This is a genomic window from Janthinobacterium sp. PAMC25594 (assembly GCF_019443505.1).
Classification (GTDB): Bacteria; Pseudomonadota; Gammaproteobacteria; order Burkholderiales; family Burkholderiaceae_D; genus Janthinobacterium.
This window is the reverse complement of sequence record NZ_CP080377.1, coordinates 4,573,980-4,596,421: the sequence shown is the minus strand read 5'-3', so window position 1 is coordinate 4,596,421 and position 22,442 is coordinate 4,573,980. Positions and strand designations below refer to the sequence as shown.

The 22,442-nt window shown below is 62.9% G+C and carries 18 protein-coding genes and 1 pseudogene; 2 read left to right on the top strand and 17 right to left on the bottom strand.

From position 1 onward, the window contains the following. Positions 1-5: 5 nt before the first annotated feature. The 4 genes from KY494_RS20585 to KY494_RS20570 all read right to left on the bottom strand — a co-directional run bounded on the left by KY494_RS20585 (position 6) and on the right by KY494_RS20570 (position 5,039). Positions 6-1,154, bottom strand: a complete 1,149-nt coding sequence (locus tag KY494_RS20585) for an ABC transporter ATP-binding protein (RefSeq protein ID WP_219132554.1) — start codon at positions 1,152-1,154, stop codon at positions 6-8. Positions 1,155-1,371: 217 nt separating this feature from the next. After that, the gene (locus KY494_RS20580; RefSeq protein WP_219888054.1) at positions 1,372-2,832 is read right to left on the bottom strand and encodes an aspartate aminotransferase family protein; all 1,461 of its coding nucleotides are present in this window, start codon (positions 2,830-2,832) and stop codon (positions 1,372-1,374) included. Between the two features lie 11 nt (positions 2,833-2,843). Further along, a complete protein-coding gene (locus KY494_RS20575) occupies positions 2,844-4,214 on the bottom strand; it encodes a glutamine synthetase family protein (protein WP_219888053.1) in 1,371 nt (456 codons plus the stop codon). A gap of 60 nt (positions 4,215-4,274) precedes the next feature. Continuing rightward, positions 4,275-5,039 carry a gamma-glutamyl-gamma-aminobutyrate hydrolase family protein gene (locus KY494_RS20570; RefSeq protein WP_219888052.1) on the bottom strand — a complete coding sequence of 255 codons (765 nt, stop codon included), beginning with the start codon at positions 5,037-5,039 and terminating at the stop codon, positions 4,275-4,277. Between the two features lie 285 nt (positions 5,040-5,324). On the opposite strand from KY494_RS20570, the gene KY494_RS20565 reads away from it, so the two are divergent. After that, positions 5,325-6,470: an MFS transporter gene (locus tag KY494_RS20565; protein WP_099761972.1), complete on the top strand. Its 1,146-nt coding sequence runs from the start codon at positions 5,325-5,327 to the stop codon at positions 6,468-6,470. Between the two features lie 4 nt (positions 6,471-6,474). On the opposite strand, the gene KY494_RS20560 is transcribed toward KY494_RS20565, so the two are convergent. The 5 genes from KY494_RS20560 to KY494_RS20540 form a co-directional block, all read right to left on the bottom strand. After that, positions 6,475-7,281 carry a hypothetical protein gene (locus tag KY494_RS20560; protein WP_219888051.1) on the bottom strand — a complete coding sequence of 269 codons (807 nt, stop codon included), beginning with the start codon at positions 7,279-7,281 and terminating at the stop codon, positions 6,475-6,477. Beyond that, entirely contained in the window at positions 7,278-7,835 is a 558-nt protein-coding gene (locus KY494_RS20555; protein WP_258194350.1) for a sigma-70 family RNA polymerase sigma factor, read from the bottom strand. Before KY494_RS20555 ends, KY494_RS20560 begins: the two co-directional genes overlap by 4 nt. Before the next feature lie 49 nt (positions 7,836-7,884). Next, positions 7,885-9,753: a beta-propeller domain-containing protein gene (locus KY494_RS20550; RefSeq protein ID WP_219888050.1), complete on the bottom strand. Its 1,869-nt coding sequence runs from the start codon at positions 9,751-9,753 to the stop codon at positions 7,885-7,887. 96 nt (positions 9,754-9,849) lie between these two features. Further along, the gene (locus KY494_RS20545; protein ID WP_070220436.1) at positions 9,850-10,473 is read right to left on the bottom strand and encodes a trimeric intracellular cation channel family protein; all 624 of its coding nucleotides are present in this window, start codon (positions 10,471-10,473) and stop codon (positions 9,850-9,852) included. A gap of 4 nt (positions 10,474-10,477) precedes the next feature. Then, complete coding sequence (locus KY494_RS20540; protein WP_219888049.1) at positions 10,478-12,916, bottom strand: penicillin-binding protein 1A; 2,439 nt, start codon at positions 12,914-12,916, stop codon at positions 10,478-10,480. 138 nt (positions 12,917-13,054) lie between these two features. Between KY494_RS20540 and KY494_RS20535 the strand changes: the two genes are divergently transcribed. Continuing rightward, a complete protein-coding gene (locus KY494_RS20535) occupies positions 13,055-13,948 on the top strand; it encodes an HTH-type transcriptional regulator ArgP (protein ID WP_219888048.1) in 894 nt (297 codons plus the stop codon). A 3-nt stretch (positions 13,949-13,951) separates the two neighbouring features. On the opposite strand, the pseudogene KY494_RS20530 reads toward KY494_RS20535, so the two are convergent. The 8 genes and pseudogenes from KY494_RS20530 to grpE all read right to left on the bottom strand — a co-directional run. Continuing rightward, positions 13,952-14,821: pseudogene (locus KY494_RS20530) on the bottom strand (ABC transporter permease); the annotation flags it as partial. Then, a complete protein-coding gene (locus KY494_RS20525; RefSeq protein WP_219888047.1) occupies positions 14,818-15,663 on the bottom strand; it encodes an ABC transporter ATP-binding protein in 846 nt (281 codons plus the stop codon). The gene KY494_RS20525 and the pseudogene KY494_RS20530, both read right to left, overlap by 4 nt. A 1-nt stretch (position 15,664) precedes the next feature. Continuing rightward, positions 15,665-16,678 (bottom strand): ABC transporter substrate-binding protein, encoded by a 1,014-nt coding sequence (locus KY494_RS20520; RefSeq protein ID WP_219888046.1) that lies wholly within the window; start codon positions 16,676-16,678, stop codon positions 15,665-15,667. Positions 16,679-16,711: 33 nt separating this feature from the next. Beyond that, positions 16,712-17,596: a TauD/TfdA family dioxygenase gene (locus KY494_RS20515; protein ID WP_219888045.1), complete on the bottom strand. Its 885-nt coding sequence runs from the start codon at positions 17,594-17,596 to the stop codon at positions 16,712-16,714. A 116-nt stretch (positions 17,597-17,712) separates the two neighbouring features. Further along, positions 17,713-18,384 carry a carbonate dehydratase gene (can, locus tag KY494_RS20510; protein WP_071075293.1) on the bottom strand — a complete coding sequence of 224 codons (672 nt, stop codon included), beginning with the start codon at positions 18,382-18,384 and terminating at the stop codon, positions 17,713-17,715. Positions 18,385-18,520: 136 nt separating this feature from the next. Next, positions 18,521-19,654 carry a molecular chaperone DnaJ gene (gene dnaJ, locus KY494_RS20505; RefSeq protein WP_034745985.1) on the bottom strand — a complete coding sequence of 378 codons (1,134 nt, stop codon included), beginning with the start codon at positions 19,652-19,654 and terminating at the stop codon, positions 18,521-18,523. Positions 19,655-19,814: 160 nt separating this feature from the next. Next, a complete protein-coding gene (dnaK, locus tag KY494_RS20500) occupies positions 19,815-21,758 on the bottom strand; it encodes a molecular chaperone DnaK (protein WP_219132542.1) in 1,944 nt (647 codons plus the stop codon). A gap of 91 nt (positions 21,759-21,849) precedes the next feature. Further along, entirely contained in the window at positions 21,850-22,371 is a 522-nt protein-coding gene (gene grpE / locus KY494_RS20495; protein ID WP_071075290.1) for a nucleotide exchange factor GrpE, read from the bottom strand. Between the last annotated feature and the right edge of the window lie 71 nt (positions 22,372-22,442).

The window sequence follows — 22,442 nt, the reverse complement described above, 5'->3', positions numbered from 1 at the left end:
TAGCCTCAGCTGGTCAGCACGACGATGTCGGCGCCATCCCACCACACCCACACGCGCTGTTCGCGCTCCAGGCGCGCGGCGTCGTGGCGGGCCGCGTTGGTGCGCGAGACTTTCACCACCGTGCCGCTGTCGAGGCGCACGTGGTAGCTGGTTTCATTGCCAAAATACGCCATGGCGACGATCACGCCCTGGGCGCAGTTGTAGCCGTGTTCGGCCGGCGACGCCCGCTCTTCCAAAGCGGGTGGCGCGATCTGGATGCCGATTTTCTCGGGGCGCACGGCCACCGAGACATCCATGCCCAGGTTACCCGTGATGCCGTGCGAGACATAGTGCTCGCCATCGGGCGTGTCGATGACCACGTGATCGGGTTCATCTTCCGTGATGCGTCCGTCGAACAGGTTGACGCTGCCGATGAAGTCGGCGACGAAGCGGCAATTTGGCGTTTCATAGATTTCACCGGGCGCGCCCACTTGCAGGATGCGCCCCTCGCTCATGACGGCGATGCGCGTGGCCATGCTCATCGCCTCGTCCTGGTCATGCGTGACCATCACGCAGGTGACGCCCACCTGCTCGATGATGTTGACCAGTTCCATCTGCGTGCGTTCGCGCAGTTTTTTATCCAGCGCACCGAGCGGCTCGTCGAGCAGCAGCAACTGCGGACGCTTGGCCAGGCTGCGCGCCAGCGCCACGCGCTGCTGCTGGCCGCCCGACAGCTGGTGCGGCTTGCGTTTCGCGTATTGCCCCAGTTGCACCAGCGCCAGCATCTGCTCGACCCGCGCCGCCACTTCCGCTTTCGGCAAGCCGTCGCGGCGCAGGCCGAAGGCGATGTTGTCCCACACGGACAGGTGGGGGAACAGCGCATACGACTGGAACATCATGTTGATGGGACGCTGGTGCGGCGGCACGTCGACGATGCTGTTGCCCGCCAGGGCGATGCGCCCCGATGTCGGCGTCTCGAAGCCGGCCAGCATGCGCAGCAGGGTCGACTTGCCGCAACCTGAACTGCCGAGCAGGGCGAAGATCTCGCCCTTGTTGATCGTCACGGAAATCGCATCGACGGCGCGCACGCCGTCGAATTCCTTGACCAGCTGATCAATCAGCAAGAAAGGCGCTGGGGCGTCGCTGGCCGACGCGGCAGGTGTTGCTATCGTCATGTGTGGGTGGCTTCTGGGTAAGAGGGTATCAAAATGAAAAACTGGCCACTACAAGAGCGGCCAGGATGGAAGTTTAGCGGAACTGCCGCGATTCTGGTCCAAAAAAACTTGAGTTAGCGTCTATTTGGGTGAAAAACTGACACCAACCCAAGAGCAAACCCCGGGGTCGTACCCTGAGGGTACGACCCCGGCCCTTGCGTTTGGGTTCAGCCAGACCCTACACCCAGCCCTTCGCCTTCACCTCGTCATACGTCTTGTCCAGGCACAGCCGTATCAGCGCCACCATCTCATCGATCTGCACGCGCGTCATGACCAGGGGCGGGGCGACGATCATGCGCTCGCCCACGGCGCGCATGATGACGCCGTTGTCGAACATGTGGCCGCGGCAGATCATGCCCACACCCTGGTCCTCGTCAAACAGCTCGTTCTCGTGCACGGTGGCGCCCTTCTTGCGCACCAGGTTCAGGCCCGCGACCAGGCCGCAGCTGTCCGCGTAGCCGACCAGCGGATGCTCGCCCAGGCTGGCGAAGCACTGCTTCAGGTACGGCCCCGTATCCTCGGCCACCTTCGCCACCAGCTGTTCTTCCTCGATGATGCGGATGTTTTCCAGCGCCGCCGCGCAGGCCACTGGGTGGCCGGAATACGTAAAACCGTGCGTGAATTCGCCGCCCTGCTCGATCAGCACCTTGGCCACCCTGTCGCCCACCAGCACCCCGCCCAGCGGCACGTAGCCCGAGGTGATGCCCTTGGCAAACGTGATCAGGTCGGGCTTGATGCCGAACAGTTCGGAGCCGAACCAGCGGCCCAGACGGCCGAAGCCGCAAATGACTTCATCGGCGATGAGCAAGATGCCGTACTTGTCGCAGATGCGCTGGATTTCGGGCCAGTAGGTCGATGGCGGGATGATGACGCCGCCCGCGCCCTGCACCGGTTCGCCGATGAAGGCGGCCACCTTGTCGGCGCCGATTTCCAGTATCTTGTCTTCCAGCCAGCCAGCGGCCTTCAGGCCGAAGGCTTCCGGCGTCAAGCCGTGACCCGACTCCAGGTAATTGGGCTGGCCGATATGCGCGATGCCCGGTATCGGCAAGCCGCCCTGCGCATGCATGCCATCCATGCCGCCCAGCGATGCTCCCGCCACCGTGCTGCCGTGATACGCGTTGTGGCGGCTGATGATGGTGTGCCGTTCCTTGTAACCGAGGATGTCCCAGTAGCGGCGCACCATGCGCAAATTCGTGTCGTTGCCTTCGGAGCCGGAACTGGTGAAGAACACGTGCTGGAACTGCGGCGGCGATATCTGCGCCAGCTTGGCCGCCAGTTGCGCGGCCGGCACGTTGGTCGTGCCAAAGAAGCTGTTATAGAAGGGCAGCGTCTCCATCTGCTTGTACACGGCTTGCGAAATCGACGTGCGGCCATAGCCCACGTTGACGCACCACAGGCCCGACATGCCGTCGACGATTTTCTTGCCCTGGCTATCCCACAGGTAGACACCGTCGCCGCGCACGATCACCCTGGCACCCTTGCTTGCCAGGTCCTGGAAATCGGTAAATGGGTGCAGGTAATGGGCCGTATCCATTTTCTGGATGGCGGCCGTGTCATATACCTGTGGCGCCGCGTTCTTTTGCGCCACGGAGGAGACAAAAGCGGCGCTCGGCGCCAGCGGATTGTTTGTTGTGCTCATGCGTGTTCCTTTTAAACGTGTAATAACAGGTGTTCGCGCTCCCACGGACTGATGACGGTCATGAATTCCTGGTGCTCCAGGTCCTTGATGGCCGCATACACGTCGATGAAGCGCTCGCCCAGCACCGTGCGCAGCTTGTCTTCCGCGAGCAGCAGCTGCAAGGCCTCGGGCAAGCCTTGCGGCAGCTCGAACTTCATGTCGTAGGCGCTGCCCACCATCATCGGCGTCGCTTCCAGCTGCTCCGTCATGCCCAGATAGCCGCAGGCCAGGGTGACGGCCAGCGCCAGGTAGGGATTCGCGTCGGCGCCGATGATGCGGTTTTCCACGCGCCGGTCCTGCACGCCCGACTCTGGCACGCGGAAGCCCACCGTGCGGTTGTCCAGGCCCCACTGGATGTTGATCGGCGCGGCCGTGTGGCGCACGATGCGGCGGTAGGAATTCACGTAGGGCGCGACGATGGCCATGGCCGACGGCATGTAGCGCTGCAGCCCCGCGATGTAATGCTTGAAGATGGGCGCGGCAGAACCATCGTCGTTGCTGAAGATGTTCAGGCCCGTCTTCGCGTCGACGACGCTCTGGTGCACATGCATGGCGGACCCCGGTTCGCCGGCCATGGGCTTGGCCATGAAGGTGGCGTACATATCGTGCTTCAGGGCCGCTTCGCGCAGGGTGCGCTTGAAGAAGAAGACCTTGTCGGCCAGGCCTAATGGGTCGCCGTGCAGGAAGTTGATTTCCATCTGCCCCGCGCCGATCTCATGGATCAAAGTGTCGACGTCAAGGTTCATCAGTTCGCAGTAATCGTAGATATCCTCGAACAGCGGGTCGAATTCATTGACGGCGTCGATGCTGTACACCTGGCGGCTGGTCTCGGCCCGGCCGCTGCGGCCGATGGGCGGCTTCAGCGGCAAGTCGGGGTCCGTGTTTTTCGCCGTCAGGTAGAACTCCAGCTCCGGCGCCACCACGGGTTTCCAGCCCTTGTCCGCATACAGTTTCAGCACGCGCCGCAACACGGATCTTGGAGCAAAATCGACCAGCATGCCATCGGAAAAATAGCAGTCGTGGATGACCTGCGCGGTGGGATCGGTAGCCCACGGCACCATGGTGATGGTGGTGGGATCGGCTTTCAGAATCATGTCGCGGTCGGTGCTGGAAATGGCGCGGTCGTAGCCGCCATCGTCGACCGGATAATTGCCCGTCACGGTCATGCCCAGTACCGCCTCCGGGATGCGCATGCCGCGCTCCTGGGTGAATTTCCCGCGCGGCAGGATCTTCCCGCGCGCCACGCCCGTCAAGTCGGGCACCAGGCATTCGATTTCCGTGACGCGCTTTTCATTGAGCCACAAATCCATATCCGTATAGGTGAAATTTTCGCGTATTGCCATGCTTCCCTCTCGCTGGTCTTGATCAAACGCCACATACTGCGGGCGGCGCGCCTGTCGTCATTATTTCTTCCTGTGCTGCTGTTCCTGGTAATCGCGGCATGCCTGGCCAAAGGCGCCGAACAACCGCATCGACTGCGGATTGTCTTCCACCTGCCATTCCGGGTGCCATTGCACGGCCAGCGTAAAACCGGTGGCGCTGGCCACCGTATAGGCTTCCACCAGACCGTCGTCGGCCAGGGCATCCACCAGCAAGCCATCGGCCAGCCGGGCGATGCCCTGGCCATGCAGGGAATTGACCATCATTTCGCTCTCGCCGCCCAGCAGCCGTGACAGCAGGCCGTCCGGCATCAACTTGATGCGGTGCGCGGGAGCGTACTGGCGCGCCAGGGGATCGAGCACGTTCTCGCGGTGGTCCATCATGCCCGGCACCGCATGCACGGCCTGGTGCAGGCTGCCGCCCAGGGCCACGTTGACTTCCTGGAAGCCGCGGCAGATGGCGAGCAAGGGCAGCTGGCGCGCCAGCGCGGCGCGGATCAGGGGCAAGGTGGTGGCGTCGCGCGCAGGATCTTGCGGCAGGTCGGGGTGGAGAATTGCTTCGCCGTACAGGCGAGCGTCGACGTTCGAGGCGGAACCGGTCAGCATGACGCCATCGGCGATCCGCAGCGCCGCTTCCAGGTCGGCGTCGGCGCCCAGCGCGGGCAGCAGCAGCGGCATGCAGCCGGCGCCGCGCAGCACGGCGTGCAGGTATTTGTCCTGCGCCATGTGCCAGGCGTGACTGCCGAGCTGGCGCTGGCAGGCGGGGACGAGAACGATGGGACGGCGCATAGAGTGCTACCTCGCTGGCGTGACGATCCAATGAGAGCGCCATGACAGCGCTGCCGCTCGCTACACTGTACAGCAGAGCCAGTAGAGGCGGCCACACGGATGGACGTGGCCAGCGGCGGCACACATCGCCTACACTACGGCCTTGCAATCTTGCCTTTATTAAAATCATCATATGCCCGTCCGGCGCCAAACACCAGCGCCACCGGCAAAGTCCCCTTACTTTCCCATGCACTCACACCGCTTTCCAGCCTTCCGAAACTCCTTTTTCACCCTGCGGGGGCAGCCATGAAGCACATGCCATGGCGTGACTTCTTTGCCCTCGTGGTCAGCATCGGCGTGGTCGGCCTGGGCCTGGGCGCAACCATGCCGTTGACGGCGCTGACCCTGCACCAGCGCGGCGTGGGCACGGACATCATCGGCATGATCACGGCCGTCAGCGCGCTCGGCATCCTGGCCGCCTCGCCATTCGTCTCGCGCTGGGTGGGACGCTTCGGCGCGCGCGCCACCATGCTGGGCGCCGTGTGGGTGGCGTCGCTGGCGACGATCGCCATGCAGTTCACCGATCATCTGCTGGCGTGGAGCGTGCTGCGTTTCCTGTTCGGCGGCGCCATGGGCGTGCTGTTTACCATCGGCGAGGCGTGGGTGAACCGCCTGGCGCCCGACAATTCGCGCGGACGGGTGGTGGCCATGTACACCACTAGTTTTACCTTCTTCCAGCTGATCGGCCCGGCCCTCGTCGCGCTGTTCAACGACAAGATCAGCTGGAGCTTCGCCGCCTGCGGCCTGCTGTTCCTGCTGGCCGTGCCGGGGCTGATGCTGATCTCGAACAGTGGTCCAGCACGCGAACCGGAAGAACACGGCGTGAAGTGGACCTTGATCTTGCCGCGCATGCCGATGATCGTGCTCGGCGCCGCCTTCTTTGCCCTGTTCGACACGCTGGCCTTGAGCCTGTTGCCCCTGTATGCGATGGAGCACGGCATCAGCACGGACCTGGCCCTGCTGTCGGCCACCGTGGTGCTGGTGGGCGACACGGGCCTGCAATTCGCGCTGGGATGGATGGCCGACCGCTTCGGCCGCGCCAAAGTCCACGCGGCCTGCGGCGTGGCCGTGTGCCTGCTGCTGCCGCTGCTGCCGTTCGCCGTCGGCACGCCGTGGCTGTGGTGGACCTTGCTGCTGTTGCTGGGTGCGGCGGCGGGCGGCATCTACATGCTGGCGCTGGTGGCCTGCGGCGAGCGCTTTACGGGACTGTCGCTGACCAGCGCCAGCGCCATCGTCAACGCCACCTGGGGTGTCACCAGCGGCGGCGGTCCCCTGCTGACGGGCGTGCTGATGCAATCGGTGGGCGTGAACGCCCTGCCGGCCGTGATGTGGGTGTGCTGCGCCATTTTCGTCGGCAGCGCCGTGTGGGAACGCAGGAAGGGGATCGTGTAACGCGCTACTTTTTTTCCAGCCGCTGCAGCAGCTCCTCGGCCACCGGATAGTCGGGATACGCCTGCCGGAACGCCGTCCACTCCTCGTGCGCCAGCGTGCCCTCACCGGCCTTGAGCAGGGCGTCGATCTTCACCAGCCACACGGAAGCGTCGAGCTTTGCCGGCGGCGGCAACGGCGCCGACTTTGCCGCGATGGGAGCGGGCATGGCCAGCGCGCGCTGCACCGGCGCCTGGCGCAGCAGGCTCGATTCGGCCTGCATGGCCGCTTGCTGCTCCATCGCCTCCCGCATCGCCGGAGGAGGTGGCGGGGCCGGTGGCGCAGGCGCGGGTACGGACACGGGTGCTGGCGCCGGCTCGGCTTGCGCCGGCGGCCTCGGTGCCGCCTTGGCCATGGCGCGCGGTGCTGGCGATAGTGGCGCAAACTCAGTCGCAGGTGCAGCGGCCAGTGCAATGACCGGTGCGGCTTCCTGCATCACCTCCTGCGTGACTGGTTCCCCCACCACGGGAAATTGCGCCGGCTTCGAGCCGAACCAGTCGACGCCGATCAGGTTTACCGTCAGCAGCACGGCCGCCGCCAGTCCCAGCGGAATGCGCCAGCGCTGCAGGTAGTCGGGCGCCTTCTTGACGGGCAAGGTGCGCAGCACGCCATCGGCGCTGTCGTTGGCCGCCGCCGGCTGGTGCAAGGCTTTTTCCGCGTCCGCCAGGATGGCCGCATCGAGCGCGCTCGAAGGCGCGGGCTGCGGCAGGCTGGCCAGCAGTGCCGTCAATTCCTCGTCATTCGGTTCGTCGTGATCTTGATCGTGCGTATTCATGCCTGTCCTCCCGTGCTGTCCAAGCCCGCGCGCAACTTCTGCATGGCGTAGCGCAGCCGGCTCTTGACGGTTTCCGCTTCCGCCCCCGTCACCACGGCGATATCCTGGATGCTCATGCCGCTGAACTGCTGCAGCACCAGCGCCTCCTTTTGTTCCACGGGCAGCGCGGCGATGGCCGCATGCAGCAGCGCATGCTGCTGTTTCTGCTCCAGCGACTGCGGCGGCGAGGCGCCCTCGTCCACCAGTTCGCCCGCGTCCTCGTGTTGCTGCCCTTCCCGCTGGCGCAGGAGATCGATCAGGCGGTTGCGCGCGATCTGGTACAGATAGGTGCGAAATGCCGCCTGCGGCTGGTAGCCCGTGCGCGCCGCATGCAGGCTGGCCCACGCATCCTGCACAATCTCGTCGACCCACGCGCGCCGGGGCGAACGCCATGCCACGAAGCGGTACAGGCCCTGGCTATGGCGCCGGTACAATTCGCGAAACGACGGCAGGTCGCCGGCGCTGTAGCGAAGCATCAGGTCTTCATCCGTCGCGGTAATCAGGGTGTCGGGCATGCGGAGCAGTGTAGCCGAACTGCGCGACAGCGGCAATTTCCCTACGCCGTCAGCGTACAGTGGGCGCAACGGGCGCATAACTGACGCGGCGTACTTCGCGGATCTGTCCCTCCTTGAGCGCCCCTTCCACCAGTTCATAGCCAAGCAGGGCGAAGACGCGGCCCAGCAGGAACAGGGGCCGCGCATTGCCATACCAGTCCACGCAGGATGCGCGGCAGCCATCGTCCGGTGCTGGATCTGGACGCGCGGCCAGCGCACCCAGTTCCGTCAATGTCAAACCGCTGTTGCGCAGGTACAGGACGGAGGCGGCCGGCCGGCTGAATCCTGGCCGCTCGTCCGCACCCAGGATGGGCAGCCCGATCACGCCCTCGCTGGCCGTGTGCGGCTTGTAGAAAAAGCCGTGACTGCGCGACTCGCCCTGCGCCGCGTCGGCGCGGATGTAGCGCGTGGCAATCGCCGCCTGCGCCCCCAGGCGGATGCTGCTGAAGTGCAGATCCTTGCCCTGCGCGCCGATCACCACGGCGTCATTGCCCAGCGCTTCGATGCGCTCCACGCCGTGCGGCAGCGACAAGGCTTGCACGCTGCCCGCATCGGCCCAGCGCACGGCATACAGGGGCTGGCGCGGCCAGGCCTGGTCCGCCTTGCGGCGCCCCGCATTGCCCGGATTGCCGTACAACAGATACGGCCCCACGTAGCGGTTCTGCAGCCCGTAGCCGCCACCACCGGGCAACGCCCTGTAGCTGCTGGCCGGCGCACTGTCGCGGCCATCGGAAAATGACGTCAATGGCACGCGCAGCAGGGCCATGTCGCCACGCCCCCTTGTACCATCCCACATGGCGTCGCCCTGGCCCTCGGCGCGCAGCAGGACGTTCAGGTAGCCGTCGCCGCTTTCGAGGAACGAGAACTGGTCGACGGGCGCGCCCGCCACCTTCAGGGCGCTGGGCGCCGTGCCATCGAGGGGAATGCGGAACACGCCCGAGTCGCTGCCGCGGCGCGTGCTCCACACGAAAACGGATTCGCCCGACACATAAAACACGCGGCCCTGCGGCCCCATCACGGCAGTCGCTTCGCAGCGCATGTCGCGCTGCGCCAGGTCGCACACGGTGACCGTATGCAGAGTCAGACCAAAGCCCGGTTCGGGCTCTTCATCGGTGCGGTAGATGCGCGTGGCAGGGGCGATGCGCTTGAAGTCGGACGGCACGGCGTCGGGACGCCAGCGGCGCAGCGCCGGGAAGCCGCCAAACGGGTCGCCCCGGCGCAGGTTCAGCGACAAGGGCGAATAGAACACCAGTTTGCCGCCGATCAGGCGGCTGGCGTAATTGCGCGAGGAATAATAATCGTTGGAGCGCAAATGGTAAGTCGAGCGGTAGGCCAGCTTGCCATCCGCATCGATGTCGAACAGGCCGATTTCCGTGCCGCCCCGGCTGTAGCTGTAGCCGATCACCACCAGCGTATCGCCATCGATCAGCATCTCGTCATACCAGCTGCCCGAGGGGGCGCTGCCCGGCGCGTACGCGTCGAGCGAGGACACCGGCTGCAAGGCATTGCCTCCCACCTGCACCGTGAACAGCTTGCCGCGCCGGAGCATCACCAGGTGCTTGCCGTGCAGCTTGACGATGCCTCCTTCGTCCACGCCCGCCGTCTGCACATTGGTGACGGATTCGGCCGCCTCTGCCGATGCTGCCGGCGCGGCTTTCGCCACCATCGGCGCCGACATGGACTGCGCCGTGGCGCGCTGCAGTTTCTGCTGCTCCCGTTGCAGCGCCGCCTGGCGTGCCTGCAGTTGCTGCAGGTAGCTGCTCAAGGCTTGCTCGCTGGCGAAGGCAGGCAAGGTTTTTCCTGGCGCCGTGTCGGCGGCATGGCTGCCTGCCGACAGCAGCAGGGACAGTATCAATGTGATCTTGAGGACGCTGGACATCGCTTCTTCTCCGCTTGGCTGGGGTGTCCTACATGAAACGCAGCGGCGCAGAAAAAGGGGTTAAAGGCGCGTGAAAATATTTACGCGGCGGCTGCCCTACTCAAACCCGCGTATGCGGTCGCCGTTGAAATTCGGCAGGCGCCACTCGAAGTGCAAGGCCAGAAAGCGGAACAAAAAGCCCGCGCCGATGGACGACAGCTGCGCCACGGAGCTGTCGACCTTGAAGTGCAACAGGCCGACATACAGGGCGCCCGTGAACAGGGCCACGGTGGCATACACTTCGCGTTGCAGCACGAGGGGAATCTGGTTGCACAGGATATCGCGCAGCAGGCCGCCGAAGACGCCCGTGATCATCCCCGCCAGCACCACGATGGCCGGGTGCATCTTGGCCGACATGGCGATGTCGCAGCCGATCACGCAAAACGCCACCAGGCCCAGTCCATCGACCAGCAGGAAAATGGCGCGCAGATGGTGCAGGTAGCGCGCCACAAAGGCCGTGACGATGGCCGCGCCGATGGTAAACAGCAGGTATTCGGGATGCGCGATCCAGCCCAGCGGATAGTGCCCCAGCAGCACGTCGCGCACGGTGCCGCCACCGAGCGCCGTGACGGTGCCGATCATGCAGATGCCGAACAAATCCATGCCGCGCCGCATGCCCATGATGGCGCCGGACATCGCTTCGGCGACAATCGCCACCAGGTAAATCGTATATAGCAGCATGCTCTTACTCTTCCGAAAATGATTTGAGAATTTGTTCGCGTTCGCGCGCTTCGCTCAGGGTGCGCGCTTCATTCGTGCCCGTGCTGGAGCCGCCATCGCCGCCAGCGCCAGCGTCACCGCGTGCCATGCGCGTATCGGCACCGCCGCTGCCGCAGCTGACGCTGCTGTGGATAAAGGCAAAGTTATCCTTCAGACAGTCACCGGCCAGGTATTCGGCATACACGTAATCGCCGTCGAGCAGGGCCAGGCCTGGTGGTTCGGCCAGCACCTGTTCGCGCCGGCCCTGCACGGCCACCTGCATGTAATCGCGCCAGACGGGCAGCGCCAACGTCCCCCCCGTGGCATTGCCCAGGCTCTTGGGTTGGTCGTAGCCGAGCCAGACGACGGACACCAGGCCCGAGGAGTAGCCGGCAAACCAGGCGTCGTACGCATTGTTCGACGTGCCCGTCTTGCCGGCCGCATCGCCGCGCCCCAGCGCCAGCGCGCCGCGTCCCGTGCCGCTCTTGACGACGTCGCGCAGCATGCTGTCCATGACGTAGGCATTGCGCGTGGAGATGACCTGCGTGCCCCGTGCCGGCTCGCCCTTGGCGCGTGGCGCCGCATCGCTGAACAGCACTTCTCCGCTGCGGCTGCGCACTTCCTTGATCAATTTGGGCGGCATCTGCATGCCGCCGTTGGCGAACACCGCATACGATTGCGCCAGCTGCAGCGGCGTGACGGCGCCCGCGCCCAGCGCCAGCGGCAGGGAGACGGGATTGCGCGCGCCCTCGAAGCCGAAGCGCGTGGCGTAGTGCTGCACGTAGGCGGGACCAGCCGCCTGCATCAGGCTGACGGCGACCAGGTTTTTCGAGCGCACGAGGCCGCGTCTCACGCTGATGAAACCTTCATAGTTGTTGCCGTAATTGCGCGGACGCCACTGCCGCGCGCCCGTTTCCTGCGGCAGCAGCAAACGCTGCGTATCGTCCACGGCAGTACCGGGGAAATATCCCTTTTCCAGCGCCGCCGAGTACACGAAGGGCTTGAAACTGGAGCCAGGCTGGCGGTAGGCCTGCATGGCGTGGTTGTAGTGGTTGCGGTAGAAATCGAAGCCGCCCGCCATGGCGACGATTTCGCCGCTGCGCGCCTCGACGGAAATGAGCGCGCCTTCCATCTCGGGCAGCTGGCTCACCAGCCAACGCTTTTTCGCCGCGTCGTGCACCACGCGGATCACGCTGCCCTCGACGATGGCGCGCTTGCCATCCCACTGCAGCTTGCCGCCCAGGCGCGCATCCGAGGCCGTCAGCACGATCTGGTCGCCATTGCGCAGCTGCGCCGTCAACTGGCGCTTGCCGGCAGTATCTGCCTTGCGCACCAGCGCGGCGCGCAGTTCACCGCTGTCCGGATAGGCGGCCAGCTGGCGCGCCACGCTGTCTGCGGAGGGGGCCAGGCGCGCTTCCGGGCCACGGTAGCCGCGCCGCGCCTGCGCGTTCAACAAGCCGTCGCGCAGCGACTTGTCGGCTGCGATTTGCGGTGCCATGCGGATGGTCGTCGTCACGTCCAGGCCCATGCTGTAGGCGCCTTCGGGATAGCTTTGCAAGATCAATTGACGCGCTTCCTCGACCGCATATGCGGCCGCGTGCACGGAGCTGTTGCGATCCTTGTTCAGGGCCAGCTTTTCCGCCACGGCCGCGTCGTATTCGGCCGGCGTGATGTAACCGAGTTCGCGCATGCGCTGCAGGATGTAGTGCTGGCGCACGGTGGCGCGCTGCGGATTGGCGACGGGGTTGTAGGCCGATGGCGCTTTCGGCAAGCCGGCCAGCATGGCCGCTTCGGCGATGCTCACTTCCGCCAGCGGCTTGTCGAAATAAATGTTCGAGGCGGCGGAAAATCCGTAGGAGCGCTCGCCCAGGTAAATCTGGTTCATGTACAGCTCCAGCAGCTTGTCCTTGCCGTAATGCTGTTCCAGCTTGTAGGCGAGCAGCATCTCCGTCAGCTTGCGCTGCACGGTCTTTTCGCGCGACAGGAAAAAGTCGCGCGCCACCTGCATGGTGATGGTGCTGGCGCCCTGTACGTGGTGGCCGGTGACGATGTTGGCCAGCGTGGCGCGCGTCAAGCCATAAAAGTCGACGGCGCCGTGTTCATAAAAGCGCGCATCCTCGATGGCCAGCAAGGCCTGGCGCATGCGCAGCGGGATCTCCTTCAGCGGCAGGAATTCGCGGCGCTCTTCGCCGTATTCGGCCAGCAGCTCGCCTTCGCTGGAGAAAATACGCAGCGGCAGCGCGGGTTTGTACTGGGCCAGGTGCTCGACGGCCGGCAAATCCTGCCATGCCTGGCGCAGCCACCAACCGCCCGCCAGGGCTGCGGACAAGCCCAGGCCCAGGGTCAGTCCCAGGCCGAATTTCAGATTGCGCGCCAGCTTCGACTGGGGCTTGCGGGCAGGTGTGTCGTTCGCTTGTGCTTCCATGGTGGTATTCCCTTGCTGCCAGGAGGCCGCGCGCTGGCGCGCGGCACTCCATCAAAGAGGCATTGTGCACTGCAACACACCCATCCTTATGAAAAGTAAGTATTATTTAGTATTGATAAATTTTTCTTATGTTAGGCAGTGGTCATGGATCTCAATCCCAAGCACACGGAAGCGTTCCGCGCCGTCGTCGAAACGGGCAGTTTCGAGCAGGCGGCGCTGCGGCTGCACCTGACGTCGCCGGCCATTTCGCAACGGGTACGGGCGCTGGAAAGCCAGCTGGGCAACGCGCTGATCGTGCGCAGCCGTCCTGCGCGCGCCACGCGCATGGGCCAGCGCCTGATGCAGTACCTGAAACGCGCCAAGCTGCTGGAAGCGGACTTGCAGGCGGAACTGGCGGTGCAGCAGGACGCCCCGCTGACCCTGGTGCTGGCGCTGAACGCCGATTCGATGGGCACCTGGTTTTTCCCCGCCCTGTCCGAGGTGCTGATACGCGAGCGCGTGCTGCTGGACCTGACCGTGGAAGACCAGGACCACACGTACACCTTGCTGGAAACGGGCATGGCGATCGGCTGCATCAGCACAGAGCCAAAACCCATGCGTGGCTGCACGGCCGAGCCGCTGGGCGTGATGCGCTACTGGCTGGTGGCCACGCCCGCGTTCCGCCAGCAGTGGTTTGCGCACGGCCTGACGCGCAAGGCGGCGCGCACGGCGCCCGTCGTCGCCTACACGCGCAAGGACACTTTACAGTCATCGTTCCTGCAAGAGGCGCTGGGGCTGCCCGAGGGCGCCTACCCCTGCCATTACGTGCCGGGCGCCACCTCGCACTTCAACGCCATCCGCTATGGCCTCGGCTACGGCATGGTGCCGGAGCTGCTGCTGAAGGCGAATACGGATGGCGAACTGGTGGAAATGCTGACGCCCAAGACGCCGGCCGACGTGGCCCTGTACTGGCACACGTGGAAGGTGCAGTCGCCGCGCATGGAGCAACTGTCGCGGCAAATCATCGCGGCGGCGCGCAGCATGCTGAAATGACTTCCGCTGCATGCCCCAGCGCTTGAGTGTTACACGCTCCAGGCTGCGAAAGCCAAGATTTTCGACGATTAAACCGATGACGATGACGGCCGCCAGGCCCGCGAACACCTTGTCCGTGTACAGCTCGTTGCGGTTCTGGAAAATGTACCAGCCCAGGCCGCCCTGTCCCGAGGTGGTGCCGAAGACCAGCTCGGCCGCGATCAGGGTGCGCCAGGCAAACGCCCAGCCGATTTTCAAGCCGGAGACGATGGAGGGCAAGGCGCCCGGCACGAGGATGTGCAATACCAGGCGCAAGCCGTTCAGCCCATAGTTGCGGCCCGCCATGCGCAGGGTCTCGGGCACGCCCTGGAAGCCCGCATAGGTGTTCAGGGCCAGCGGCCACATCACGGAATGGACGATGACAAAGATCAAACTGGCGCGCCCCAGGCCGAACCACAGCAAGGCCAGCGGCAACAGGGCGATGGCGGGCAAGGGATTCAACATGGCCGTCAGGGTTTCCAGCAGGTCGCGTCCGATGCGGCTGGACACGGCCAGCAAGGTCAGCACGAAGGCGGCCAGCACGCCCACCGCATAGCCTTGCAGCAAGACGATCAGGGAAGCCGCCGTGCGCGTCAGCAATTCTCCGCTGGCGATACCGCCGATAAACGCCTGCGCCGTCTGTAAAAAACCGGGCAAGAGTAAATCGTTGTTTGTCCAGCGCGCCGCGCCTTCCCACAGCAGGGCCAGGCTGAGCAAAATCAAGGCCTTGCGCCACAGCGCGTGCTGGCTCAGACGCTGCCAGCGCGACAGTGGCTGCTCGACGGTGACGCCGGCCGGCGGCGGTGCCGCATACACGAATTCCTGGCGAATGGGCGGCTCCAGCAACACGTTCATACGGCCTCCCGCTGCGCGCCAGTTGCTTGCGGAACAGGAACCACTTCCTCATCGAACAGCAGGCCGTGGATGCGGCTGCTGGCAGCCTGGAATTCCGCGCTGCCCGCGCTGTGCAAACCGAACTGATGGCTGTTGAGTTCGGCGCGCACCCTGCCCGGATGGGGCGACAGCAGCAGGATACGGTTGCCCACCACCAAAGCTTCCTCGATCGAATGCGTGACGAAAACGAGGGTAAAACGCAACTCGTCGCACAGGCGGCTCAGCTCTTCCTGCATCTTGCGCCGCGTCAAGGCATCGAGGGCGGCGAACGGCTCATCCATCAGCAGCACTTCCGGCTGCATGGCCAAGGCACGGGCGATGGCCACGCGTTGCTTCATGCCGCCCGACAAGGTATGTGGATGGGCATCCTCGAAGCCGGCCAGGCCCACCTTGGCGATCCAGTGATGGGCGCGCTCGCGCGCCGCCTGCTTGTCGAGACGCTTGCTGGCCAGCAAGGGGAACATGACGTTTTCCAGCACCGTCTTCCACGGTGGCAACTGGTCGAATTCCTGGAACACGACCACCCGGTCCGGTCCCGGTTGATGAATGGGCTGGCCCTGCATGGCGATGCTGCCCGCGCGCGGCGCGATGAAACCGGCCACGGCTTTCAGCAAGGACGACTTGCCGCAGCCCGATGGCCCCAGCAAGACAAAACGGTCGCCGCGGAACACGTCGAAACTGACGTCGTGCGTGGCGCGCACGGTGCGCTGCTCCGTGCGGTATTCCAGGCTGACATTTTTGACGCTGAGTAATGGCGCCACTGTGACCGGAGGACGTACCAGGTGAAAAGTGGGTGCGTTCATGTCAGCCTCCTTGCGTGATGGCAGGGTCGTCAAAGAAATAATCGCGCCAGCTGTCGGGCAAGTTGCGGATGGCGCTCACGCGGTGCAGGAATTGCGCCAGGCCATAGGTGTTTTGCGGCGCGATCTTGAATTGCACTTGCGGATTGGCAAAGATTTTCAACAGCAGATTGCGGTCCACCTTGCTTTTATTCACCTTGATATAAATGTCGGCCGCGCCCTGTGGATTGCTGCTCGCATACTGCGCCGCTTCCGCCAGCGCGGCGATGAAGGCGCGATAGGTTTTCGGATTGTCCTTGCGGTATTTTTCTGCCGCATACAGCAGGGTCGACGAGCTGGGCCCGCCTTGTACATCGTAGGAATTGAGGAGGATATGGGCGTTCGGGTTTTGCGCCAGTTCCTGCTCCTGGAACGGTGAATTGCCGAAGTGACCAGTCAACTCCGTGCCGCCGGCGATGATGGCGGCGGCCGCATCCGGGTGCGGCAAGGTTTGCGTGATTTTATCCAGGCGGGCAAATTCCTTGTCGCCCCACTGCTTCGCCACGGCCATCTGCAAGATGCGCGCCTGCACGGAGACGGACACGGCCGGCAAGGCGATGCGGTCCTTGTCCGTCAAGTCCGCCAGGGTTTTCACCTTCGGGTTGTTGCTGATCAAATAGTAGGGGAAATTGCCGAGCGAAGCCACGCCGCGCACGTTCTGCCGGCCTTTGGTGCGGTCCCATATCGTCAACAGCGGCCCCAGGCCGGCGCCGGCAATGTCGATATTGCCCGACAACAAGGCGTCGTTGATGGCAGGGCCGCCAGACAGGGTGATCCACTCGACTTTCACGTCGACGCCCTGCTGCTTGCCATGCTTTTCGATCAGCTTTTGTTCCTGCGCAATATTGAGCAGCAAGAAGGTGATGCCATGCTGGCCCGCGATGCGGATCTGCCCTTCGGCCCGGGCCATGGGCATGGCCATGCACAGCACGGCAATGGTGGCGAGCAGGCGGCGGGAAAAGGTAAAGATCGGCAACATGGACACTCCTTGGGTCAGGCTTACAGGAAAAAATCAGTACGGCGCATCGCCTTCGATGGTGGTGCGGTAGAGTTTGCGGCGCTGCTCGGGCGGACACCCCGTCGCCAGGTGCATCAGCGAACGGTTGTCCCAGAACACCAGGTCGTGCGGCTGCCAGCGGTGCACATATAAATGCTCGGGGCGCACGCTGTGCACGAACAATTCGTCGAGCAGGGCGCGGCTTTCATCCTCGGGCAAGCCGACGATGCGCGTGGTGAAATGTTCGCTGACAAACAGGGCGCGGCGTCCCGTTTCCGGATGCACGCGTACCACGGGGTGCGTCACAGGTGTGACTTCATCGATCTGCGCCTGCGTCAGTGCGGGACGCCAGGGATTGCGGCGGCGCAATTCCTCATACTGGCTCAGGTAACTGTGTTCGGCACGGGCGCCGCGCACGGCGTGGCGCAGCGCGGCCGGCAAGCTTTCCCAGGCCAGGTGCATGTTGGCAAACACGGTATCGCCGCCCTCGTCCGGCAGCTCTTGCGCGTGCAACATGGAACCGAGGCTGGGCACTTCCTTGTACGACAAATCGGAATGCCAGAAATGGCCCGCGTCGCCGAGGCCGATGGGCTGGCCGTTTTCGACGATGTTCGAGATGATCAGCACTTCCGGCTGCGTTGGCAACTGGAACTGGCGCAGCACGTGGATTTGCAACGGGCCGAAACGGCGGCTGAAATCGACCTGCTGTTGCGGCGTGATGTGCTGCTCGCGGAACACCAGCACGTGATGGTCGAGGTGGGCGTGGTGCAAGCGCTGGAAGTCGCCCAGCGACAGCGGCTGGGCCAGGTCCAGTCCCAGCACTTGCGCGCCGAGCGGCGCATCGAACGTCTCGATACGGAAATGGCTGGTGGAGTACTTGGGTTTCAGGACGGCCGACATGGGAATTCGCCAAGAGTCTGGGGAAGTCCACTGTATGCCTGCTGGCCCGTCCCGCCAACGAAGCATTTCTGATATGGATATGCGCGGCGTGTTAGCGCCGCGCCAGCATTGCTTGCTTACGCCGTTGCTTCGTAGCGGGCCAGGCGCGTCGCCATGCGCGGCGCCAGCTCGTGGCCGGCCGTGACCGTCACTTCCAGATCGTTCAGCAAGCCATCCTTCAAGCCATAGACCCAGCCATGGACGCTGAGTTCCTGGCCCCGTTCCCACGCATCTTGCACGATGGTGGTCTGGCATACGTTCAAGACCTGCTCGACCACGTTGAGTTCGCACAGGCGGTCGCCGCGCTGGCGGCTGGTCAGCACGTCGCCCAGGTAGCGTTCGTGCTTCTGGCCCACGTCCTGCACGTGGCGCAACCAGTTGTCGACCAGGCCGATGCGCGTGCCCGTCATGGCCGCATGCACGCCCTTGCAGCCGTAATGGCCGACGATGATGACATGTTTGACTTTCAGCACGTCCACGGCAAATTGCAGGACGGACAGGCAATTCAGGTCGGAATGCACGACCACGTTGGCAATATTGCGGTGCACAAACACGTCGCCAGGCGCCATGCCCAGCAGTTCGTTGGCGGGCACGCGGCTGTCGGAGCAGCCGATCCACAGGTATTCGGGCGACGTTTGCGCTTCCAGGTTCTTGAAGAAGTTCGGGTCTTTCGCCACCATCGAGTCGGCCCAGCGGCGGTTACGCTGCAGCAGTTCCGCCAGGGCCATGCCATTTTTCGGTTCGGTCATATCGCTCCCATTGTGTAAGTACGACTGCATTGGCGGCAGATCGCGCCCATAGGCCGGCGATGTGCGCACATTATTCAGTCGTAGTGAAAAAAACGCCGGGATGTTGAAGCATCCCGGCGCATGGTATTACGTGTGCTTACTCAAAAAAGTCCTTGACCTTGTCTTTCCAGGTCTTGCTTTGCGGACTGTGCTTGGCACCGCCCTCGGTGGTCGACTTTTCAAAGTCGCGCAGCAGGTCTTTCTGTTTTTCCGTCAGTTTGACCGGTGTTTCGATCGCCACGTGGCAGAACAGATCGCCCGCGTAACCGGAGCGCACGCCCTTGATGCCCTTGCCTTTCAGGCGGAAGGTCTTGCCCGACTGGGTGCCTTCCGGGATCGTGAACGACACTTTGCCGTTCAGGGTAGGCACTTCGATTTCACCGCCCAGGGCCGCCTTGGTGAACGAGATCGGCATTTCGCAATGCAGGTCGTCGCCTTCGCGCTGGAACACGGCGTGCGGCTTGATGTGGATTTCCACATACAGGTCGCCCGACGGACCGCCATTCGTGCCCGGTTCGCCGTTGCCGGACGAACGGATACGCATGCCGTTGTCGATACCGACTGGTATCTTGACTTCCAGGGTCTTGTTGCGCTTGATGCGACCGGCGCCGCCGCATGGCGTGCACGGGTCGGTGATGACCTTGCCGCTGCCATGACATTTCGGACACGTTTGCTGGATGCTGAAGAAACCTTGCTGCATGCGCACCTGGCCGTGGCCACCGCAAGTACCGCAAGTGGTCGGCGAGGTACCCGGCTTGGCGCCGCTGCCGTGGCACGTGTCGCACTTGTCCCAGCTCGGCACGCGGATGGTCGTGTCGAAGCCGTGCGCAGCTTGCTCCAGTGTAATTTCCAGGTTGTAGCGCAAGTCGGCGCCACGGTACACCTGTGGCCCCGCATTGCGGCTGCGCCCACCGCCACCGCCAAAGATGTCGCCGAAGATATCGCCGAAGCTGTCGGCAAAGCCGCCAGCACCGCCGCCGAAGCCGCCACCGCCGCCCATGTTCGGGTCCACGCCGGCGTGACCATAACGGTCATACGCATCGCGCTTTTCCGGATTGGTCAGCATCTCGTAGGCTTCTTTGACTTCCTTAAACTTTTCTTCCGATTCCTTGCTATCCGGATTGCGGTCCGGATGGTATTTCATCGCCAGTTTACGGTAAGACTTTTTGATCTCTTCTTCCGAAGCATTTTTTGCGACACCGAGTGTCTCGTAAAAATCACGCTTTGCCATGTTGTCGGCACCTTGCAGTCTATCTACTGATGTAAAAATTACACGAAAAAGCCGAGTCGAGTGCTGCACTGGGCAACGACTCGGCTCGGCCGGTCTTCGCGGCTAATTCCGCGATGTAGCGTTCAGCCCGGCTGCCCCCAGTTCATGGGAGCGCAAGACATTACTTGCTGTCTTTGACTTCTTTGAAGTCAGCGTCAACAACGTCGTCTTGCTTGGCGCCTGCGTCCGATGCGCCAGCAGCTTGCTGTGCACCTTCCGCGCCGCCGGCAGCTTGCTGCGCTTGCATGTCGGCATACATTTTTTCGCCCAGTTTCTGCGATGCGCTCGACAGTGCTTCCACCTTGGTGTCGATCTCAGCCTTGTCGCCCGCCTTGATGCTTGCTTCCAGGTCGGTGATCGCCGCTTCGATCTTATCTTTCTCGCCCGCGTCGAGCTTGTCGCCGTATTCGGTCAAGGATTTCCGGGTCGAGTGTACCAGAGCATCGGCCTGGTTGCGCGACTCGGCCAATTCTTTGACCTTCTTGTCTTCTTCCGCGTTCAACTCGGCGTCTTTCACCATCTTCTGGATTTCAGCCTCGGTCAAGCCGGAATTGGCCTTGATCGTGATCTTGTTTTCCTTGCCGGTGGCCTTGTCTTTCGCGCCGACATGCAAGATGCCGTTGGCGTCGATGTCGAAGGTCACTTCAATCTGCGGCGTACCGCGCGACGATGGTGGAATACCTTCCAGATTGAATTCACCCAGGCCTTTGTTGCCGGCGGCGATTTCGCGCTCACCCTGGAAGACCTTGATGGTCACCGCAGGCTGATTGTCGTCGGCCGTCGAGAATACCTGGCTGAACTTGGTCGGAATCGTCGTGTTTTTGTGGATCATCTTGGTCATCACGCCGCCCAGGGTTTCGATACCCAGGGACAGAGGGGTGACGTCCAGCAACAGCAAATCTTTGCGTTCGCCCGACAGGACCGAACCTTGAATCGCTGCGCCCACTGCCACGGCTTCGTCCGGATTCACGTCTTTGCGTGGATCTTTGCCGAAGAATTCCTTCACTTTTTCCTGTACCTTCGGCATACGCGTCATGCCGCCGACCAGGATGATGTCATCGATGTCCGACACTTTCACGCCAGCATCTTTGATGGCGATGCGGCATGGTTCCATCGTCGCGATGATCAGTTCTTCCACCAGCGACTCCAGCTTGGCGCGGGTCATCTTCAGGTTCAGGTGGACCGGTGCGCCGTTCGCCATGGCGATGTACGGCTCGTTGATCTCGGTTTGTTGCGACGACGACAATTCGATCTTCGCGCGCTCGGCGGAAGCCTTGATGCGCTGCAGAGCGATCGGATCTTTTTTCAGATCGATGCCGTTGATCTTCTTGAACTCGTCGATGATGTAATCGATGATGCGTTGGTCGAAGTCTTCGCCACCCAGGAAGGTGTCGCCGTTGGTCGACAGCACTTCAAATTGTTTCTCGCCATCAACATCTGCGATTTCGATGATCGACACGTCGAACGTACCACCACCCAAGTCATACACGGCGATTTTACGGTCGCCTTTTTCGGTCTTGTCCAGGCCGAACGCCAGCGCTGCCGCGGTTGGCTCGTTGATGATGCGCTTGACGTCCAGACCAGCGATACGGCCGGCATCCTTGGTCGCTTGACGCTGCGAGTCGTTGAAGTACGCAGGCACGGTGATGACGGCTTCGGTGACTTCTTCACCGAGGTAGTCTTCTGCCGTTTTCTTCATCTTGCGCAGCACTTCAGCCGAAATTTGTGGCGGCGCCAGTTTTTTGTCGCGTACGCCGATCCATGCATCGCCGTTGTCGGCTTTCATGATTTGGTACGGCATCAGCGCGATGTCTTTCTGGACTTCTTTTTCGTCAAACTTGCGACCGATCAAACGCTTGACTGCGTACAGCGTGTTTTTCGGATTGGTCACAGCCTGACGTTTCGCCGGCGCGCCGACGAGAATTTCGCCATCTTCTTGATAAGCAATAATCGACGGCGTCGTGCGTGCGCCTTCAGCGTTTTCGATTACCTTTGGTTGACCGTTTTCCATGATGGAAACGCAGGAATTCGTGGTTCCCAGATCGATACCGATAATTCTACCCATGATTTTTTTCCTTTTATTTGCTAGATTTCAGATGGTTCTTATATGTGGCAAAGCGGCATGGTTTCAAGGCTTGCTTGATGCCGCACTCTGATTATTTTGCTTGCGCGGTCGTGACAATGGCTGGACGCAGCAGGCGGTCCGCAATCATATAGCCCTTTTGCAGGACTGACACGATGGTATTGGCTTCCTGCTCCGCTGGCACCACGGCAACGGCCTGGTGTTTCATCGGATCGAGCTTTTCACCCTGCACCGGCAACACTTCCACCAGGCGGTTGCGCTCGAACGCGGCATTCAATTGCTTCAGGGTCATCTCGACGCCTTCTTTCAGCGATTCGATGGTCGGTGCTTCCACCGTCAGCGCCGTTTCCAGGCTGTCTTTCACCGGCACCATGGCTTCGGCAAAGCTTTCCACTGCGAATTTATGCGCTTTAGCAACATCTTCCTGCGCGCGGCGGCGAATATTTTCGCCATCAGCCTTGGCGCGCATGAAGGCATCGTGCATCTCTGCAAGACGCGCTTCGGTACTCGCCAGCTGCTCTTCCAAAGTAGGCTCTGCGGGAGCCGCGGCGTCCGCTTGCGGATTAGGTACAGCTTGGTTTTCCTGATCTTGCATCTGAAAAGCTCCTACAATCAATGACTTAAATGAGTTAGTCTAACTATCTTTACAACACTAACGGGCAGATG

Coding starts and splice junctions, on each gene's coding strand:
- KY494_RS20585 (WP_219132554.1), bottom strand. CDS start 1,154: ATGACGATAGCAACACCTGCCGCGTCGGCCAGCGACGCCCCAGCGCCT.
- KY494_RS20580 (WP_219888054.1), bottom strand. CDS start 2,832: ATGAGCACAACAAACAATCCGCTGGCGCCGAGCGCCGCTTTTGTCTCC.
- KY494_RS20575 (WP_219888053.1), bottom strand. CDS start 4,214: ATGGCAATACGCGAAAATTTCACCTATACGGATATGGATTTGTGGCTC.
- KY494_RS20570 (WP_219888052.1), bottom strand. CDS start 5,039: ATGCGCCGTCCCATCGTTCTCGTCCCCGCCTGCCAGCGCCAGCTCGGC.
- KY494_RS20565 (WP_099761972.1), top strand. CDS start 5,325: ATGAAGCACATGCCATGGCGTGACTTCTTTGCCCTCGTGGTCAGCATC.
- KY494_RS20560 (WP_219888051.1), bottom strand. CDS start 7,281: ATGAATACGCACGATCAAGATCACGACGAACCGAATGACGAGGAATTG.
- KY494_RS20555 (WP_258194350.1), bottom strand. CDS start 7,835: ATGCCCGACACCCTGATTACCGCGACGGATGAAGACCTGATGCTTCGC.
- KY494_RS20550 (WP_219888050.1), bottom strand. CDS start 9,753: ATGTCCAGCGTCCTCAAGATCACATTGATACTGTCCCTGCTGCTGTCG.
- KY494_RS20545 (WP_070220436.1), bottom strand. CDS start 10,473: ATGCTGCTATATACGATTTACCTGGTGGCGATTGTCGCCGAAGCGATG.
- KY494_RS20540 (WP_219888049.1), bottom strand. CDS start 12,916: ATGGAAGCACAAGCGAACGACACACCTGCCCGCAAGCCCCAGTCGAAG.
- KY494_RS20525 (WP_219888047.1), bottom strand. CDS start 15,663: ATGAACGCACCCACTTTTCACCTGGTACGTCCTCCGGTCACAGTGGCG.
- KY494_RS20520 (WP_219888046.1), bottom strand. CDS start 16,678: ATGTTGCCGATCTTTACCTTTTCCCGCCGCCTGCTCGCCACCATTGCC.
- KY494_RS20515 (WP_219888045.1), bottom strand. CDS start 17,596: ATGTCGGCCGTCCTGAAACCCAAGTACTCCACCAGCCATTTCCGTATC.
- can (WP_071075293.1), bottom strand. CDS start 18,384: ATGACCGAACCGAAAAATGGCATGGCCCTGGCGGAACTGCTGCAGCGT.
- dnaJ (WP_034745985.1), bottom strand. CDS start 19,654: ATGGCAAAGCGTGATTTTTACGAGACACTCGGTGTCGCAAAAAATGCT.
- dnaK (WP_219132542.1), bottom strand. CDS start 21,758: ATGGGTAGAATTATCGGTATCGATCTGGGAACCACGAATTCCTGCGTT.
- grpE (WP_071075290.1), bottom strand. CDS start 22,371: ATGCAAGATCAGGAAAACCAAGCTGTACCTAATCCGCAAGCGGACGCC.